This is a genomic window from Iningainema tapete BLCC-T55 (assembly GCF_014698965.1).
Classification (GTDB): domain Bacteria; phylum Cyanobacteriota; class Cyanobacteriia; order Cyanobacteriales; family Nostocaceae; genus Iningainema; species Iningainema tapete.
In genome coordinates, this window is record NZ_JACXAE010000001.1 from 1 (window position 1) to 17,594 (window position 17,594).

The window sequence follows — 17,594 nt, forward strand, 5'->3', positions numbered from 1 at the left end:
GCCAAGCTTACTTCTTTAGGACGTATTCATCCTGTTTCTACGGGCGTTGAACCCTCGTAAATTGGCAACGGTATTGAACAAGTAACCTTTATAGTCGGTTTGAACCGACTTGAGCTATTAGCCAAAAACTTTAGTTTTTGGCTTCCTCATGATCGTCAGAGCCTTTTATCCTGCTGCCTTTTAGCGACAATTTCTTTAAGTTCTTGCAAATGTTCTAAACTAATCAGCCATTCCTCTTCTGGAAGAGACTTATCTGAATTATTTTTATCTTGAAGAGCCGCCAAAGTTGCTACTTCACTCTCAATTATTGAGAACGCTTTACCTTGAGATACAGCCGTTTTCAACACCTCAAACCTTACTGGTTCTTCTAGCCGATGCAACAACTGTGAAACGATGCGACTGATTCGGATTTCATTCCCAAAATCAAACATTGTGGTAGGTTCATCTTCAGGACGTAACAGTTGTTCACCTACATCAAACAAAGCTGTAACAATGGACGGAATACTTTGAGGAGGAATTTCTTTTTCCGTGAAATTTTCCAGTCTTTCCAAAAATGCTCTTACTTGTGTTGTACCGTCAGGACGTATTTGATTAGCAAGTTCTATAAGTTTTTCACCAAATGCCTTAGCATCATTAGCTGAAGCCAGGATAGCTTGTATTTCATTATCTGATAATTTACTTTCTGATAAAGTTAAGCGGAAGTAAATAGGAAATATTTCATCACAGCATACACGCAGTTGCCTACACCATCTAGACTCTTGTGATTTTTTATATGAACTATTAGCCCAGACAAATTCTAATTTAGGGAAAAGGTTCATGAGCAGCTTTTTAACTGGCTCTTTATCTTGTTCTGGAAGTAAAGCAAGCCAAGAGTTATGCATATTTTGCAGTTCATCAAGTGAGGAATTTTCTTCTCCAACAAAAGCATTTTTGTTTTTGCGAATGATGTCATATACCATTGGGCAAAAGACTCGCAGTGATTCAATAGCAATAAAATCAACTGGGTTTACTTCCCCTTTTACGACTGGATATATAGCTGTTAAAGTGTTAGTCAAGCGAACCATGTCGCGGAGGTTAGTGATAAAGTGATCTATGCCTTGAAAGTAAACATTACCCCAGTAGGTTGGCTCAAATAACTCTTTGGGTGTGTCAGCAAGTACACTATTAAGCTTTTCAAAAAGTAGTCGGCGTATTGAGGTTTTATCTGGCTTAGGTAACTTAAAAGCAACTTGAACAATTTTGTCAAGGTAGGCTTCTGCTGATTCCCCCTGAACGTCTTTAAGTGCTTTGAAGACTGCTTGTTGATCAAAAACTAAGAGATAGACAACGTTAGTAAAATTCGGAATTGCTTTGAGGAGGCGAAATAGCTGCTTGATATCATCAGCATCAAGTCTATCAATGTCGTCAATTGCTACTAATATTCTCCTATCCTGCCGAGTTAATGTAACTTCGACTTCTTCTTTTAACTCAGAAGCTTCCTTTTGTTTATCATCAAATGCTGTTGCTACTGCCCTGCCAACTTGAGCGTAAGGCAGAGGAATTTCCGCAACAACTTTAGCAAAATCAGATATTCTCTCTCTAATGCCTTTCGACACATATGTTTCTTTGGTAAGAACATTTTGTAATTGGTCAAAAAAGCGCCGCGTGATATCTTGGTATCCAGAAAACAACCAGGGATTGAAGGGAACAACAATTGGTTGCTCTTCTTCTGGCTTTTGTTTTAGATAATGAACTATAAAGTTCATTAGTGTGGATTTGCCTGAACCCCAAGAACCGTACACTGCCATTACGAACCCTTCAGCAACGCTCATGTTGCAAATACTCTCCGCCAGATGCTGGGCAAAGGGTGCATATCCCAGTCGATCCTGTTGCGGCTCAACTAAGGGATTGTCTGGTGCTATTTGATTAATTTCTGTAGTTTCTTCTGTAGTTTCTGTAGTTTCTGTCTTTGCCATCGGGAATTTCCACACTCATACCGCAATCTTGGCACAGCTACTAGGTTAGACATTGCCTTCCTTACGATAGAATTCTGACATTTGAAAATTTCATCACTATGCAAATTGACTGGCAAACTGCGAAAACTTACGAAGATATTTTGTATCACAAAGCTGATGGTATTGCCAAAATCACTATCAACCGTCCCCACAAACGCAATGCTTTTCGTCCCAAAACTGTATTTGAACTGTATGATGCTTTCTGTGATGCTCGTGAAGATCCTACAATAGGTGTTGTATTATTTACTGGATCTGGACCACATACTGATGGGAAATATGCCTTCTGCTCCGGAGGCGATCAAAGTGTAAGGGGACACGCGGGTTATGTGGACGATGATGGTGTCCCTCGCTTGAATGTGCTGGATTTACAACGTCTAATTCGTTCTATTCCAAAAGTTGTAATTGCGCTTGTGGCTGGGTATGCGATCGGTGGTGGACACGTCTTACACTTAATTTGTGACCTTACAATTGCCGCCGATAATGCCATTTTCGGACAAACTGGTCCCAAAGTGGGTAGTTTCGATGGTGGATTTGGTGCTAGTTATCTTGCCCGCATTGTTGGACAGAAAAAGGCACGAGAAATTTGGTTTCTTTGTCGCCAGTATAATGCTCAACAAGCTTTAGAAATGGGCTTAGTTAATAGTGTTGTTCCAGTGGAACAACTAGAAGCAGAAGGTATCAGTTGGGCGCAAGAAATTTTAGAAAAAAGTCCCATTGCCATTCGCTGTTTAAAAGCTGCATTTAACGCTGACTGTGACGGACAAGTTGGTTTACAAGAACTTGCTGGAAATGCAACTTTACTTTATTACATGACACAAGAAGGAGCGGAAGGAAAACAGGCGTTTTTAGAAAAGCGTCCACCTAATTTTCGCTCTTTTCCTTGGCTGCCATAGAATCTTATTTGGTTTATAAAGCGCTCAGAAACCCGGTTTCTTGGAGAAACCGGGTTTCTCAATTGAGGATTGCTATATTTGGTATTGACATTGCTGAGAATCACACCAAAATAGTGTTTGGGCGATTTATATTTTTCTGTTTTTACATAGAACTATTTTGTTAAAACCTGAAGTTCCTGTTGTTGGGAAGAGCAAGCAGGTGTTTGCTCAAAAGTAGCTAGTGCGGGTTTATTTAAACCTGAAACTGCTAGCGGTGTTGCATCGGGCAAACTCCAAACATCTTCCAAACTTTCCCATGAGGGTGCAAATGGTGGAAGTGCCAATGAGCAAGCTTTCCAATTTGCTTGTACTGGCGCTCCCAGTTGTTGGCAAACCCCTCCACGACGTCCCTCTGGCTGGTAATAACGACAATATCTACAGGCAGAAGTTAACGATTTAATGTGTTTCATATTGATTGCCGTTTCAGGCTGGTTTTCATCTTTCATTGTGCTTCTACTTAGAAATACGGGATCAACGCAAAAACCTTGATTTTATATATGTTTTAGCGATCCCAAGGAAAAAGTTAACTTTATAATCTCTTTAGCTTTGTGTTATATTTGGCAATTGTTTTGTTAACAATGTGATACAAATGTAATTGAGGTTTAAGCATAATTACCTTTGATTAAAAAACATTGGGGATCAACGCTTATGCTCAATATATCGATTCAAATATCATCTCAACTTCAACCTTAAGAAACAGCTTTAAATGCTGACTCGGCTGTATCAGTGGGCTGAGTTAAGATCAAAAAGGTAATATGTAAAAATACCAAACACGTATAATACTTCTACCTACAGAGGGATGAAGTCATACAATAAGATCCCCGACTTCTTTAAGAATTCGGGGATCTGGTTAACTCTACTGTTTCAAAAAATGTTTGTTGGATACTGGTGGAGAGACGCCCCACCGGGGCGTCTCTACGATGATAATATAATTTATTCTTGATCTAAGCGGAGTACTGCCATAAATGCTTCTTGGGGAACATCTACTGTACCTACTGATTTCATCCGCTTTTTACCTTTTGCTTGTTTCTGCAACAGTTTCTTCTTACGGCTAATGTCACCGCCGTAGCACTTGGCAAGTACGTCTTTACGTAATGCGGGTATATGTTCGCTGGCGATGACTTTGCTACCAATGGAGGCTTGAATTGGTACTTTGAATTGATGACGGGGAATCAGTTCTTTGAGTTTTTCTGCCATCGATCGCCCAACGTTGTATGCTTTATCCCGGTGGACTATCATTGCCAAAGAATCGACTGGATCGCCATTGATCATGATATCTAGCTTAACTAGGGGATTTTCTCGGTAGCCAATTAGGTGATATTCCATACTGGCATAACCTCGCGATCGCGACTTCATCTGATCGAAAAAGTCGGTGACAACTTCTGCCAGTGGTAACTCATAAGTAAGTGTAGTGCGTCCTTGGGTGAGATATTTCATGTCCTTAAACACACCCCGCCGATTTTGCGCCAACTCCATTAAAGTGCCGACATAAGTTTCCGGCGTAATCATATCTACCTGAACATAGGGTTCTTCTATTTTTTCGCGATCATTAGGAGAAGGTAAGTGGCTGGGGTTGTCAATGTAGAGTACCTCACCTTTGTTGGTTGTTACCTGGTAAACTACTGATGGGGCTGTAATAATTAAATCTAAATTGTACTCACGTTCCAAACGTTCTTGGACAATTTCCATGTGTAGCAAACCTAAGAAGCCACAACGGAAGCCAAAGCCCATAGCGCTGGAAGTTTCGGGTTCATAATGTAGGGCTGCATCGTTGAGTCTAAGCTTTTCTAAGGCTTCCCGTAAGTCTTCAAATTGATCGGCATCAATGGGGAACATCCCGCAAAAAACCATCGGGTTTGCTTCGGTGTAACCAGGTAAAGGTTCTGCTGCTTTTTTGGCAGTTAGGGTAATTGTGTCTCCTACCCTAGCATCAGCTACAGCTCTAATTGCCGCTGATAAATAGCCTACTTCTCCGGCGTGCAGTTCGTCTACTTGCTTTTGGGTCGGTGAAAGTACGCCTAATTCGTCAATTTCGTATTCTTTACCAGACGCCATCAAGTAGACGCGATCGCCTTTTTTTACAGTCCCATCCATCACCCGGAAATACACAATCACTCCCCGGTAACTATCATAGTAACTGTCAAAAATTAACGCTCGTAATGGCTCACTTACCGTATTACGTGGCGGTGGTACACGCTCTACAATTGATTCTAAAATTTCGTCAATCCCAATCCCTTCTTTAGCCGAAGCCAAAATTGCGCCACTACAATCTAAACCAATAATTTCTTCGATTTCGCCAACCACTCTATCGGGCTCTGCCCCTGGCAAATCAATTTTATTCAGAACCGGGATAATTTCTAGATTATGCTCTAAAGCTAAATATACATTTGCCAAGGTTTGTGCTTCTACACCTTGAGAGGCGTCTACTACCAATAATGCGCCTTCACAAGCGGCAAGACTACGGGATACCTCATACGAAAAATCCACATGCCCTGGAGTATCTATTAAATTAAGTACATATTGTTGCCCATTTTTTGCCGTATAATTCATTCGGGCAGCTTGTAGCTTAATAGTAATACCTCGCTCCCGTTCCAGATCCATGTTGTCGAGAAACTGTTCCTTCATCTGCCGCTGCTCTACTGTACCAGTGACTTGCAGCAAGCGGTCAGCGAGAGTGGATTTCCCGTGGTCAATGTGAGCAATAATACAAAAATTGCGAATGCGAGCTGCGGGAACGTCAGTCATATACTTTTTTGCTGTATTCAGCCGTCAAGATGAAAAAAACAATATACTTAACGTATTTTAATGCTTTATTTGCCAGAGTAGGGAGTGGGAGAGTGAAGGAGTAAATGATATAAAACAATGGCTGCTGGTATTCGTGCAATAGAGGCGTACAATAACATCAAGAAGTGGTATTACAGACACCATATGTGGTTTGTCTATGGCAGCCCGGTTGTGTGAGTCAAGCCACTTAACAAAGCCTTTGTCCAAAACGTTTCTGAGTATATTACCATATGAATATGAAAGAGAAAGCTACCGAAGCGGAGCTAAGACAACCCGATAAGGTAGAAATTGCCGTTCGTTTGGATGCGGAATTGCTAGAACAAATTCAGCATTTAACTAATGACCCTAGTAAAGTGATCGAGGTAGCGATTCGTCAATGGTTGAGAGGTGACACCCCAAGAGATGACGAATTGACGCGCACACCTTATCGCAAACCTTTACCGCCTCGGGGTGAATGGAATGATTAAGAATTGTTAAATTTTTTCTCATTAACCTGAAAATAACCAAAAAATGCCAATAATTCCTGAATAAGATTGCTAAGGCTGTAAGAATTTATGCCAAACTTGATGCAGCTCAAGCAAAGATTTTTTAGTCGCTATTTATTTATCCAACTCGAGACATGAGTATTACTGCTAATTCCCAACTGCCAAATTTATCAAAGAATCAGGAAGCGATTACCAGTAACACTAATGGCTCCTTGGCAAAGATAGGAGCCGAGTTGGTGTACACACAAGATGCGACAGGGCGTTACCTAACGTTTTATTGGCAAAAATCTGAGGAAATAGTAATTGAAGCAAGCCAGGAAACCTTTGCTCCAGTAGACAAAATTGGATACTTGGAATTTTTGCAGCGAATTTTAAAAAATCTCACACCACAAAGGTATCAGTGCTGGTTTAGCTATCATCGCCATTTGTATGAATGGGATTTAACTATTACTCCAATTCTACCGAGATTGGGGAGTGCTGCAACAACAGTTTTGGTGATGGGAAGGCTGCTGCAAGTCGAAAGTGAATCGTCAAAAAAGGTAGCTGCTCCTCAACCGACACAACAGCAGCTAGCTTTGCGATCGCAGCAACACCAGAAACTAGTTAACCAAATTACCAGAAATATTAGACGTACACTAGACCTAGATATTATCTGGCAACAAACAGTAGATTCTTTGGGGCAAGCTTTAGAAATAGAGCGTTGTATTATCTGTCCTTATCAACCCGCTAGCACAAAAGTGCAGGTGATAGCAGAGTATCATCGTCCAACAGTAGTTGACTCAATGCTTGGCTTAGAAATCGATCTAGCTCAAGTGCCTGGTTTTAGCTGTGCATTGTCAACCTTAGAACCAATTGTAGTCGAAAACCCTCAACTGCCTCAATTTGAGCAGCAGAGAATGTTGTTGGTTGCTACTTGTTACCAAGATCAACCCAATGGATTGATCTGTGTTACTATCTCTAACCAATGTGCTGGAATTACAGCAGATGAACTAGAACTAGCAAAAGATGTAGCAGATCAGCTAGGAACAGCCATAGCTCATGCTACTCTCTATAGAGAACTAGAAGCAGCAAGTCAACAAGCTGAAGAAGCAACCCGTCGTATTCGTGAGTTTCTTGCCAACGTCACTCATGAACTCCGCACGCCACTTAACGGCATTATCGGCTTTTTAAAGCTGATTTTGGAGGGAATGGCAGACGATCCAGAAGAACAAACACAATTTCTTCAAGAAGCTCACAAATCTTCACTATATCTACTTGACATTATTAATGACATTTTAGATATCGCCAGAATTGAAGCTGACAAAATGGAGCTAGAGTTGCGCTCCATAAAACTGGATGAGCTATTTAGTGATGTGGAAAATTTCATGCGCATTCAGGCAGAACAAAGAAATCTCAGCTTTGGGATGCAAATGCCTGATACTTGTGATGAAATCATGATCTACGGTGACTACCAACGCCTAAAGCAAGTGATGCTGAATCTACTTGGTAATGCAATTAAATTTACTCACGAAGGCGGGGTAACCGTCACTGCTGATGTGGTACGCAAGAAAGTAATATTTCAAGACCAGCAATTTCCTGGTATGGTGAGAGTACGTGTTGCTGACACTGGCATTGGTGTTTCCCTAGACAAACAAGACAAATTGTTTCAATTGTTCTCTCAAGTCGATAGTTCTCGCACTCGCCAGTATGGCGGTACGGGCTTAGGATTGGCTATATCCCAAAAACTAGTAGAAGCAATGGGCGGAGAAGTTAATTTTTACAGTTTGGGTGAAGGACTCGGTTCAACAGTCACCTTCACCGTACCACTTTATCAACAACCAGTTATGGTTTCAACTTCAGAAACTAATTGCCCTGAGTAGGGGTATGGCAATGCCTTTGCCCCTACTGTGGACTAAACTAGGAAAAGTGAACTCAAAGTGATTGTATGACAGCACGCGAGTTATTCCAAACCGCTTACGAAAGTCGTTACACTTGGGATGAAAACTTTCCCGGTTATAGTGCAGATGTGCAACTGGTGCAAGGTACAGAAGTTTATAGAGGAAAAATTCGTATTAACCGTGATTTGAGTGTAGAGGTTTCCGGTGTTGGAGATGAACAAGTACATGAAGGTATTTATACTCAGTTACGAGATATCATAACCCATCGTCAACGCATTCCTTTTGAGCAGTCTCATGGCAACTTAGAGTTTACCGTATTAGCAACAGATGACACTGGAGCAGTAGAAATTCAAGTCAAGGGTGACTCAATGGGTTCTAATTATAAAATCCGAGACACGTTAATTTGTCAAGTACGTCGAGTAATGGGTCGTATGGCGTTTGTAATTGATACTCACGAAATCATGGATACTGGTTCTGGCTACGTTGCAACTCGCTACGATGCTGTCTTCCACAACGCAAAAACTAATGAGGTTACTAGTATCATTAAATTTGAAGATACTTATGAAAAAGTGGGTGACTATTACGTGGTGAGTAAGCAGGTTCTACGAGAGTATCAAAATGACACCCCTAACACAACTGAGTTTAGCTACTTTAATATTAGGTTACTAGAACCAGCCACTGTTTAACCATTTGTCAAAAGTCAGAATCAAGAACGGGGTAATTAGTCTAGGATCGAGTTAATAAAAGTTGAAAATAAAAGTTTTCTAGCCCAAAGAGGAACCTATGGAACTAACAGCGCAGAATGTCGAGACAGTTTTGGATGAAATGCGTCCTTACCTCATGTCTGATGGTGGTAATGTGGAACTGGTAGAACTAGATGGTCCTGTTGTCAAATTACGTTTGCAAGGTGCTTGTGGTTCTTGCCCTAGTTCCACAATGACTTTAAGAATGGGACTTGAGCGTCGCTTACGGGAAATGATTCCAGAAATTGCCGAAGTTGAACAAGTTATCTAAGAACTAGGGAATAGGGCATCGGGAAGGGATAATGGTTAATGGTTAATGGCTAATGGCTAATAACAATTAACCCTTCGGGTTCGCCAGTCGCCTACGGCGGGAAACCCGCCTGCAGCGCTGGCTCACAATCAGCAATCCCCCATTCCCCATTCCCCAATTACATCTATGCCTCATCCTTTATACGTCGCCTTCATATGGCATCAACATCAGCCACTCTACAAATCTCCTAGCCCCACTTCTGAATTAAAGTCTCAGCAGTACCGTTTACCTTGGGTAAGATTGCATGGTACCAAAGATTATCTGGATTTAATCCTGCTTTTAGAACGGTATCCGAAGTTACACCAAACGGTTAATTTGGTTCCATCGTTGATATTGCAGTTAGAAGATTACGTTGCTGGTACGGCTTTTGATCCTTACTTGGAAGTTACTTTAACACCAACAGAACAACTGACCAGAGCGCAGCGCGAATTCATCATACAACACTTTTTTGATGCCAATCACCACACTTTGATCGATCCCCACCCTCGTTATGCTCAGTTGTACCAACAGCGACAGGAGAAAGGACACGCTTGGTGTTTGGATTCTTGGCAATTGCAAGATTACAGCGATTTACTAGCTTGGCACAATTTGGCATGGATTGATCCCCTGTTTTGGGATGATCCGGAAATTGCTACATGGTTACAGCAGGGGAAAAATTTTACTTTGAGCGATCGCCAGCGCATTTACTCTAAACAAAGAGAAATCATCAGTAAAATCATCCCACAACACCGGAAAATGCAGCAAACAGGGCAACTTGAGGTGACAACCACGCCCTACACTCACCCAATTTTACCTTTACTTGCAGATACTAATTCCGGAAGAGTAGCTGTACCAAATATGACATTGCCTCAGCACAGATTTCAGTGGGCAGAAGATATTCCCCGGCATTTACAAAAAGCATGGGATTTATATATAGATAGATTTGGGCAAACACCACGAGGTTTATGGCCATCAGAACAGTCAGTTAGTCCAGAGATACTACCGTATATTATCAAACAAGGATTTAAGTGGATTTGCTCAGATGAAGCAGTGTTGGGATGGACGCTGAAACACTTTTTTCATCGCGATGGAGCAGGGAATGTCCAAGAACCAGAGGTACTGTACAAACCATATCGGTTGCAAACTGATTCAGGTGATTTGGCGATCGTATTTCGCGATCATAGATTATCAGACTTAATCGGTTTTACCTACAGTTCCATGCCTGCAAAAAAAGCAGCAGCAGATTTAGTCGGACACTTACAGGCGATTCAACGGATGCAGCGCAACCAAGATCCCGAACAACCTTGGTTAGTAACCATCGCTTTAGATGGAGAGAATTGCTGGGAATTTTATCCCCAAGATGGTAAACCCTTTTTAGAAGCTTTATATCAAACCCTAGAGTTAGAACCGCACCTAAAACTTGTCACAGTCTCAGAATTTCTCGAACAGTTTCCAGCTACAGCAACAATTCCCGGAGAACAACTCCACAGCGGTTCTTGGGTAGATGGAAGCTTCACCACCTGGATTGGCGATCCGGCAAAAAATCGTGCTTGGGACTACTTGACAAAAGCCAGGGAAGTATTAGCGTCTCATCCAGAAGCAACTGAAGAAAACAATCCGCAAGCTTGGGAAGCATTGTATGCAGCAGAAGGTTCGGACTGGTTTTGGTGGTTTGGTGAAGGACATTCTTCCAATCAAGATGCCATCTTCGACCAGTTGTTCCGCGAACATTTATATGGTATATATCGGGCATTGAATGAACCAGTTCCACCTTATATCCGACAACCCGTAGAAGCTCATGAAGTAAAAGCAGATTATCGACCACAAAGCTTTATTCATCCGGTAATTGATGGTAAAGGTGATGAACAAGATTGGGATAAAGCCGGACGCTTAGAAGTAGGTGGTGCTAGAGGAACAATGCATAGTAGTAGTGCCATCCAACGACTGTGGTACGGAGTGGATCACCTCAATTTTTATCTTCGGGTAGATTTGAAAACAGGAGTTCAACCAGGGCGGGATTTACCACCAGAACTAAATTTGCTGTGGTTTTACCCAGACAAGACAATGCACAACAGCCCTGTTCCTTTGGCAGAAGTGCCAGATACAGCACCAATGAATTATATGTTCCATCACCAGCTCGAGATTAATTTGCTCACACAATCGATTCAATTCCGCGAAGCTGGGGAACATTACCAATGGTTTCCCCGTGTTAGTCGTGCTCAAGTAGCTTTAGATAATTGTTTAGAGTTAGCTGTGCCTTGGGCAGATTTACAAGTTCCGCCAGATTATTCCCTCCGCTTGATTTTGGTACTTGCTGATGAAGGGCGTTTCTGTAATTACCTACCGGAAAATGCTTTGATTCCTATTGAGGTTCCTTAGGTACAGACGCCCCGGCGGGGCGTCTGTAGAGGATTTTGCAAATATTCCGTAACAGTACTAGCCTAAAAATCTGTTTGTAGTTAAATTGGAAACATAATATTACTAAGGTCTAAATGTGATCTGATGAACCTTTCCAACTCAACTCACCCAAAGATGCCAGGACAAACTAAGTTTGAGCAAATATCTTCTGGACAACTATTTCAGGGAAGATATAATGTACTGCAGATTTTGGGCAGAGGAGGTTTTGGAGTCACATTTTTAGCCAGAGATATGATACTGCCGGGAAATCCTTTATGTGTGATTAAACAGCTTTGCCCAAAGGCTACTAATCCCAAAAGCTGGGAACGCGCCTGCTCACGCTTTGAGAAAGAGGCAAAAACTTTAGCTCAATTGGGTAATCACTCTCAAATTCCTATGCTTTTGGACTACTTTGAAGTCAAGGGAGACTTTTATTTAGTCCAAGAATATGTCAAGGGTTTAACTTTAGCACAAGAAATCAGGCGAACCGGAACGAAAAGCGAAGGCGAGGTGAAACAGTTTTTACGAGAACTGCTGTCAGTATTGCAGTATGTTCATCAAAATCGTGTGATTCATCGCGACATTAAGCCCCAAAATTTGCTGCGCTGTCAAGATGATGGGCGGTTAGTGCTAATTGATTTTGGTGCAGTCAAAGACGAATTAGTTAAAGCTAGTCAAACTCCAACGGAAAAAACTGCTAGCACCAACTTTGTCGGTACAATGGGCTTTGCTCCCCCAGAACAGTTTTGTCTACGTCCCGTTTATGCTAGCGATATTTATGCGATCGCTGTAACATGTCTTTATCTGTTGACCAAAAAAGCTCCTCTAGAATTTGATAGCGATCCCAACACAGGCGAGATTTGTTGGCGAAAAGAAGTAGAGATAAGTGAAAATTTTGCCAGTATTCTCAGTAAAATGCTTCACATTTCTTTAGAAGAACGTTTTAAGTCTGTTGAAGATGTACTATGGGCTTTGAAAATGGAATCTTATTTACCTAGTTTGACTAATTGTCTTACCACTCAAAAGCTCAATAACAACTCTAAAAAAATAAGTGTTCAAGAATACGAATCACCTGTAGCTAGGAATGCAAATGCTATTAGAGAGTGGAGAAAAAAGTTAAATTCTCGCAAATAAAACATTTTTTTCCTTGAAATTTTATATAATGGGGAGCATAATTTCTTTGAAAAAAGAAATTATTATGTATGAGGATAATTTGTTACGCAACCGTGCTATAGAGTAAATGATCTAGATGATATGCTGTCTCAATCCTGATTGCCCCAGTCCCTTAAATTCTCATGGAAATAATTGTTCTACCTGTGGTAATCCACTTGTACCATTGCTGAGAAACCGCTTTCGTGTCATTGGAGTACTTTCTAGTGAAGGTGGATTTGGTAGAACTTATTTAGCATCCGATACAGATAAGCTAAATGAACGTTGTGTAATTAAACAGTTAGCACCAAAGTTTCAAGGAAATTGGGTGCTGAGTAAGGCAATAGAGTTGTTTAAAAAAGAGGCAACACAACTACAAAAACTTGGAGAACATCCCCAAATTCCTACTCTCCACGCTTTCTTTGAGCAAGACAATTATTTATATTTAGTACAGCAGTTTATTGATGGGCAAAACTTATTAAAAGAGTTGCAACAAAAAAAAGTTTACAGTAGTAAAGAAATTGTCGAACTTTTGCAGAGTTTATTACCCGTCCTTAAATTTATCCATGAGCGTGGAATTATACACAGGGATATTAAGCCGCAAAACATTATGCGCAGAACCCCCCAACCCCCCTTAAAAAAGGGGGCTAAATCTTCACGCTTTTCAAAAGAAGTAGACTCAGATTTAGTTTTGATTGATTTCGGCTCTGCAAAACAGTTAACAGCAAAAGTACAAATGAAAACAGGAACGACTATTGGTTCTCATGGTTATTCCCCCATTGAACAAATACGAGATGGTGCAGCTTACCCAGCCAGTGATTTGTTCAGTTTAGGTGCTACCTGCTTTCATTTGTTAAGTGGAGTTTCTCCTTATCATCTCTGGATGGAAAATGGCTATGGTTGGGTGGGAAGTTGGTGGCAATATTTGAGCAACCCAGTTGATAATGAACTGGCTCAGATACTTGACAAACTTCTGAAAAAAAGTATCCAGCATCGCTACCAATCTGCTGATGAGGTAATGAGAGATTTAACATCACTGCCACAACTGCCAATCTCAGTGGTAAGTACTATATCATCTACTGTGGTGCCATCAACTTTGCCACCCTCTTTATCAAGACGTGTCAATGTTAAAAATTTTATTTTATTAGGTAGTGCAATCGCGTTATTAGGTACAGGAGAATATTGGTATCAACAACGTCATTTAAAACAAGTTACTTCTCAAGCCACTCCGATAAAAAATAGCCCCATCAGTTTTTCTTCCAAGTTTCCCCTAGAAGAGTTCTCTTTAGCTAACACTATTAAGGGACGTAATTTACCTGTATCTATTGCCATCAGTCCAGATGCCAAGACTATTGTCAGCGGTAATGATAACACAATTAAATTGTGGAGCCTAGTCACAGGACAAGAAATATGTACATTCAACGGTCACGATAGCAGAATTAATGTCCTTGCTATTAGCTCAAATGGGCAAACTTTGGTGAGTGGTAGTGAAGATAAAACTATCAAACTGTGGAATCTGGGAACTGGACAAGAAATTCGTTCCCTGAGAGAAATTTCTCCAAGGTTTCATGCTTTTGCCTTGAGCAAGGATGGTAAAGTTCTGGCGACTGGTAATGATGATCACACTATTAAACTGTGGAATCTCACAACTGGTCAAGTTCGTACTCTTTTTGGACACTCATTTGCAGTTCACTCTGTTGCTATTACTCCTGATGGAAAAACTCTTGCCAGTGGTAGTTTTGACCAAACAATTAGACTATGGAATTTAACAACTGGACAACATATTCGTACATTAACAGGGCATTCGGATAAAGTAAGCTTTGTTACTGTTAGTTCTAATGGACAAATTCTTGCCAGTGCTAGTTTTGACAAAACAATTAAACTGTGGAATTTGGCAACTGGGGAACTCCTCAACACATTAATAGGACATTCTGACAAGGTAACATCTATTGCTATTAGCCCTGATGGAAAAACTCTTGCTAGTGGCAGTTCTGATCAAACAATTAAATTGTGGGATTTAGCAACAGGAAAACTCATTCGTACACTAACAGGTCATTCTTACCCAGTTCAATCTATCAGTTTTAGTCCTGATGGCTTTACTTTAATTAGTAGTAGCGAAGATCACACTGTTAAGATTTGGCACTTATCTCTTTAGAGTTATTTTTGGTGCATTACTGTTAACGCCTAATGCTACGTATCTGTAGGTGCGGCATCGCCCTGCCTACATGTATCTCAAAAATTAAATAATAGTTACATAATTTAATTAAAAAAAAATTTAATTAAATTGTAAAAAAAATACATTAAAAATTAGAGAAAACGTCCGGAATTGTTTTGCGTCTATTAGTAACTAACTTTATTCACACAAAAGTTAGATGTTCTATTTTTATCAATGTAACAAGATCGGAAAATAAAATTGTTTTTTCTATGCGGTCTACTTTGTCGAATACTAGAATAAGAACCGCTGTAACGGTTGCAGCACTTACTCTAATGGCGTTGGGAGGATGGTACTTGCAATCTTTGTCTACAAGCAGTGTATCTTCTTCTGCCACTCAGCCGTCAAAAACACCCAGGATAAATTTTGCTCCTGCCTTCACTCTTGTGGGACATTCTGATGCTGTGTTGGCGATCGCGATTAGCCCAGACGGAAATACTCTTGCTAGTGTTAGTAGTGACAAAACAATCAAATTGTGGAATCTTTCCACAGGACTGGAAATCCGCACTCTGACAGGTCATTCTGACTGGGTTAATTCAGTAGCTATTAGTCCAGATGGACAGACTCTTGCTAGTAGTAGTACTGATAAAACAATCAAATTATGGAATCTAGCAACGGGACAACCAATCCACACTTTGAAAGGACATTTAGCCTCAGTAGGAGCGATCGCATGGAGTCCAGATGGTAAAACTTTAGCGAGTGGTAGCTGGGATCAGACAGTTAAAATTTGGAATGTAGATATGGGAAAGGAGATTCGTACTCTGAAGGGAGAAGAGGACTTAGTAATCTCTATAGCTATCAGTCCTGATGGAAATACACTTGCTAGTAGTAATTATTTTGACCATTCCATCCAATTATGGAATTTAACCACAGGCAGAGAAATTGATACTCTCAGCGGACATTCTGATACTGTCAATTCCTTAGCTTTCAGTCCAGACGGGAAAACTTTAGCTAGTGGAAGTTGGGATCAAACGATTAAACTGTGGAAACTATCAACAAAAGTAGAAATTCTTACTCTCACAGGTCATACTAATCGAATTGGCTCGATTGCTTATAGCCCTAATGGCAACATCCTAGCTAGTACAAGTTGGGACAAAAGTGTAAAACTGTGGAATTTAAATACAGCTAGAGAAATCTCCACACTCAAAGGTCATGCTAGCCGAGTTTGGTCTGTCGCCTTCAGCCCCGATGGGAAAACTTTAGCGAGTAGTGGTTTTGACAAAACCATCAAGATTTGGCGAATGTCTGAATGATTTGTGTAAATCGCCCAGGAGGCTAAAAAATTTTGGTAAGATTAAAATCTTAGTAATTTCTTGAGCGATCGCCAAATATTTTTCCAGATTTTGCTGAGTAACCTGAAAAGTTTATTCAGATATTCAAAAGGACCTTGTTTTACAGGAACAAGTTCAATTTGAATTACTGTAGGTGGATGATTCAGTTGGGTATCGAATTCTGGAACTATAATTTCTTTACGTATAAATAAAAACGTTACCTTACTTCCATGACCCAAGTCTATTTTATCACCGAACTGCAGTGGGTAAGGTTTTCTTGGCTCTAACTTGATGTTATTCAGATACGTACCATTAGAACTACTTAAATCTACAATATAATAAGTATTTAATTTTACATAAATTTCTGCATGAAGGCGAGAGACAAAATCGGCATTTGGTAAATTTGCCACATTGATATCTGGTATAAATTGATCTTTTGGTTTACCCAAACGAATGATAGTAAAATTCGATTGTAGCTCAAAAGAAGTATTAGTTTGAACATGAAAAAGCTCTAAACTGGTCTGTGTATTCTGTAATTCGTGTGGATTGTGCATGGTTTGTGTTCGCAGAGCAATTTCTCAATTAATCCAGATTATTGTCTTAATTTTAATACTTAAATCATCTGTATAGTATTATCTGTATAATTAGCTTGGCACAAATAAATTTAACAATCACAATCCTATTTGATTTGCGAACATCGAAACCCTCAGAATCCCGCTTTCTTGGCGAAAGCGGGATTCTAGTTTGCTCACGAATGATTTAGGATTGCTATAGTAAGGATCGTCTTTTGTCCTTTGTCATTTTTTATAATTAGGGTTTTAAGGATATTTACGTTTTGTAACATCGTTCGGTTTATTATTACTGAAATATTTAAAGTAATATTTTATACTTAAAAAATAAAGCATAAAAAACAGATGAGCAGGAGAAATCATCAGTAGTTTTGACAAGACTATTAAAACTTGCCCAATGTCAGTGTAAAAAGGTAAAATGTGCAAGGGATAAAACGAACAATTTTCTACTCACTTATGGAGGAAAAATGAAAATTAAAGGAATAAAACGTGGCAAAACTATAGAATTATCAGAAGAGCTTAACATTCCTGATGCTCAAGAAGTATTAATTGAAATTCTAGATGCTCAACTAATTAATGAAGAAGAACGGCATCAAAAGCTGAAGGAGTTATTTGCAATTTCTTTGGAAGATAGACAAGAGTGGGTAAAAATTGGCGAAGAACTAGATAGAGAACGCAAGGCAGATATTGAAAAACAAAAACATGAAAGTACATTATAAACGCTTGTGTATCTACTAGATAGTAATATTTGTATTGCCACTAAAGATTTTATCAATATTCCTAATTTAGAATTAGAGAATTGGTTAGCCTGAGAAGATTAGTGAAGGTATCTTAGCTGCTCAGTAATGAGAAATTTAAAGAAATTACCAAGCAAAATTTTCTAGGCGATATG

Annotated in this window: 14 protein-coding genes; 10 read left to right on the forward strand and 4 right to left on the reverse strand. The window is 40.0% G+C overall.

Features of this window, described 5'->3' with window-relative positions:
• Positions 1-155: 155 nt before the first annotated feature.
• Positions 156-1,955 (reverse strand): KAP family NTPase, encoded by a 1,800-nt coding sequence (locus ICL16_RS00005; RefSeq protein ID WP_190824850.1) that lies wholly within the window; start codon positions 1,953-1,955, stop codon positions 156-158.
• A 98-nt stretch (positions 1,956-2,053) separates the two neighbouring features.
• On the opposite strand from ICL16_RS00005, the gene menB reads away from it, so the two are divergent.
• Positions 2,054-2,887 carry a 1,4-dihydroxy-2-naphthoyl-CoA synthase gene (gene menB, locus ICL16_RS00010; protein WP_190824851.1) on the forward strand — a complete coding sequence of 278 codons (834 nt, stop codon included), beginning with the start codon at positions 2,054-2,056 and terminating at the stop codon, positions 2,885-2,887.
• 152 nt (positions 2,888-3,039) lie between these two features.
• Here the strand turns inward: menB and ICL16_RS00015 are convergent, their stop codons facing one another.
• On the reverse strand, positions 3,040-3,336 hold the full coding sequence (locus ICL16_RS00015) for a hypothetical protein (protein ID WP_190824879.1): 297 nt from the start codon (positions 3,334-3,336) through the stop codon (positions 3,040-3,042).
• Between the two features lie 523 nt (positions 3,337-3,859).
• Positions 3,860-5,671 (reverse strand): translation elongation factor 4, encoded by a 1,812-nt coding sequence (lepA, locus tag ICL16_RS00020; RefSeq protein WP_190824852.1) that lies wholly within the window; start codon positions 5,669-5,671, stop codon positions 3,860-3,862.
• A 269-nt stretch (positions 5,672-5,940) separates the two neighbouring features.
• Between lepA and ICL16_RS00025 the strand changes: the two genes are divergently transcribed.
• From ICL16_RS00025 to ICL16_RS00060, 8 genes are all read left to right on the forward strand, one after another.
• Positions 5,941-6,177 carry a hypothetical protein gene (locus ICL16_RS00025; protein ID WP_190824853.1) on the forward strand — a complete coding sequence of 79 codons (237 nt, stop codon included), beginning with the start codon at positions 5,941-5,943 and terminating at the stop codon, positions 6,175-6,177.
• A 152-nt stretch (positions 6,178-6,329) separates the two neighbouring features.
• Entirely contained in the window at positions 6,330-8,054 is a 1,725-nt protein-coding gene (locus tag ICL16_RS00030; RefSeq protein ID WP_190824854.1) for an ATP-binding protein, read from the forward strand.
• Between the two features lie 65 nt (positions 8,055-8,119).
• Positions 8,120-8,758, forward strand: coding sequence for a DUF3386 domain-containing protein (locus ICL16_RS00035; RefSeq protein WP_190824855.1), 639 nt, complete (start codon positions 8,120-8,122; stop codon positions 8,756-8,758).
• A 97-nt stretch (positions 8,759-8,855) separates the two neighbouring features.
• Complete coding sequence (locus ICL16_RS00040) at positions 8,856-9,086, forward strand: NifU family protein (RefSeq protein WP_190824856.1); 231 nt, start codon at positions 8,856-8,858, stop codon at positions 9,084-9,086.
• A 165-nt stretch (positions 9,087-9,251) separates the two neighbouring features.
• On the forward strand, positions 9,252-11,483 hold the full coding sequence (locus tag ICL16_RS00045) for a glycoside hydrolase family 57 protein (protein WP_190824857.1): 2,232 nt from the start codon (positions 9,252-9,254) through the stop codon (positions 11,481-11,483).
• Between the two features lie 123 nt (positions 11,484-11,606).
• On the forward strand, positions 11,607-12,635 hold the full coding sequence (locus ICL16_RS00050; RefSeq protein ID WP_190824858.1) for a protein kinase domain-containing protein: 1,029 nt from the start codon (positions 11,607-11,609) through the stop codon (positions 12,633-12,635).
• A gap of 115 nt (positions 12,636-12,750) precedes the next feature.
• Positions 12,751-14,805, forward strand: a complete 2,055-nt coding sequence (locus ICL16_RS00055) for a serine/threonine-protein kinase (protein ID WP_190824859.1) — start codon at positions 12,751-12,753, stop codon at positions 14,803-14,805.
• A gap of 281 nt (positions 14,806-15,086) precedes the next feature.
• A complete protein-coding gene (locus ICL16_RS00060; RefSeq protein WP_238360512.1) occupies positions 15,087-16,115 on the forward strand; it encodes a WD40 repeat domain-containing protein in 1,029 nt (342 codons plus the stop codon).
• A gap of 41 nt (positions 16,116-16,156) precedes the next feature.
• Here the strand turns inward: ICL16_RS00060 and ICL16_RS00065 are convergent, their stop codons facing one another.
• Positions 16,157-16,687, reverse strand: coding sequence for an FHA domain-containing protein (locus ICL16_RS00065; protein ID WP_190824861.1), 531 nt, complete (start codon positions 16,685-16,687; stop codon positions 16,157-16,159).
• Between the two features lie 482 nt (positions 16,688-17,169).
• On the opposite strand from ICL16_RS00065, the gene ICL16_RS00070 reads away from it, so the two are divergent.
• Entirely contained in the window at positions 17,170-17,421 is a 252-nt protein-coding gene (locus tag ICL16_RS00070; RefSeq protein ID WP_190824862.1) for a hypothetical protein, read from the forward strand.
• Positions 17,422-17,594 lie beyond the last annotated feature (173 nt).

Coding starts and splice junctions, on each gene's coding strand:
- ICL16_RS00005 (WP_190824850.1), bottom strand. CDS start 1,955: ATGGCAAAGACAGAAACTACAGAAACTACAGAAGAAACTACAGAAATT.
- menB (WP_190824851.1), top strand. CDS start 2,054: ATGCAAATTGACTGGCAAACTGCGAAAACTTACGAAGATATTTTGTAT.
- ICL16_RS00015 (WP_190824879.1), bottom strand. CDS start 3,336: ATGAAACACATTAAATCGTTAACTTCTGCCTGTAGATATTGTCGTTAT.
- lepA (WP_190824852.1), bottom strand. CDS start 5,671: ATGACTGACGTTCCCGCAGCTCGCATTCGCAATTTTTGTATTATTGCT.
- ICL16_RS00025 (WP_190824853.1), top strand. CDS start 5,941: ATGAATATGAAAGAGAAAGCTACCGAAGCGGAGCTAAGACAACCCGAT.
- ICL16_RS00030 (WP_190824854.1), top strand. CDS start 6,330: ATGAGTATTACTGCTAATTCCCAACTGCCAAATTTATCAAAGAATCAG.
- ICL16_RS00035 (WP_190824855.1), top strand. CDS start 8,120: ATGACAGCACGCGAGTTATTCCAAACCGCTTACGAAAGTCGTTACACT.
- ICL16_RS00040 (WP_190824856.1), top strand. CDS start 8,856: ATGGAACTAACAGCGCAGAATGTCGAGACAGTTTTGGATGAAATGCGT.
- ICL16_RS00045 (WP_190824857.1), top strand. CDS start 9,252: ATGCCTCATCCTTTATACGTCGCCTTCATATGGCATCAACATCAGCCA.
- ICL16_RS00050 (WP_190824858.1), top strand. CDS start 11,607: ATGAACCTTTCCAACTCAACTCACCCAAAGATGCCAGGACAAACTAAG.
- ICL16_RS00055 (WP_190824859.1), top strand. CDS start 12,751: ATGATATGCTGTCTCAATCCTGATTGCCCCAGTCCCTTAAATTCTCAT.
- ICL16_RS00065 (WP_190824861.1), bottom strand. CDS start 16,687: ATGCACAATCCACACGAATTACAGAATACACAGACCAGTTTAGAGCTT.
- ICL16_RS00070 (WP_190824862.1), top strand. CDS start 17,170: ATGAAAATTAAAGGAATAAAACGTGGCAAAACTATAGAATTATCAGAA.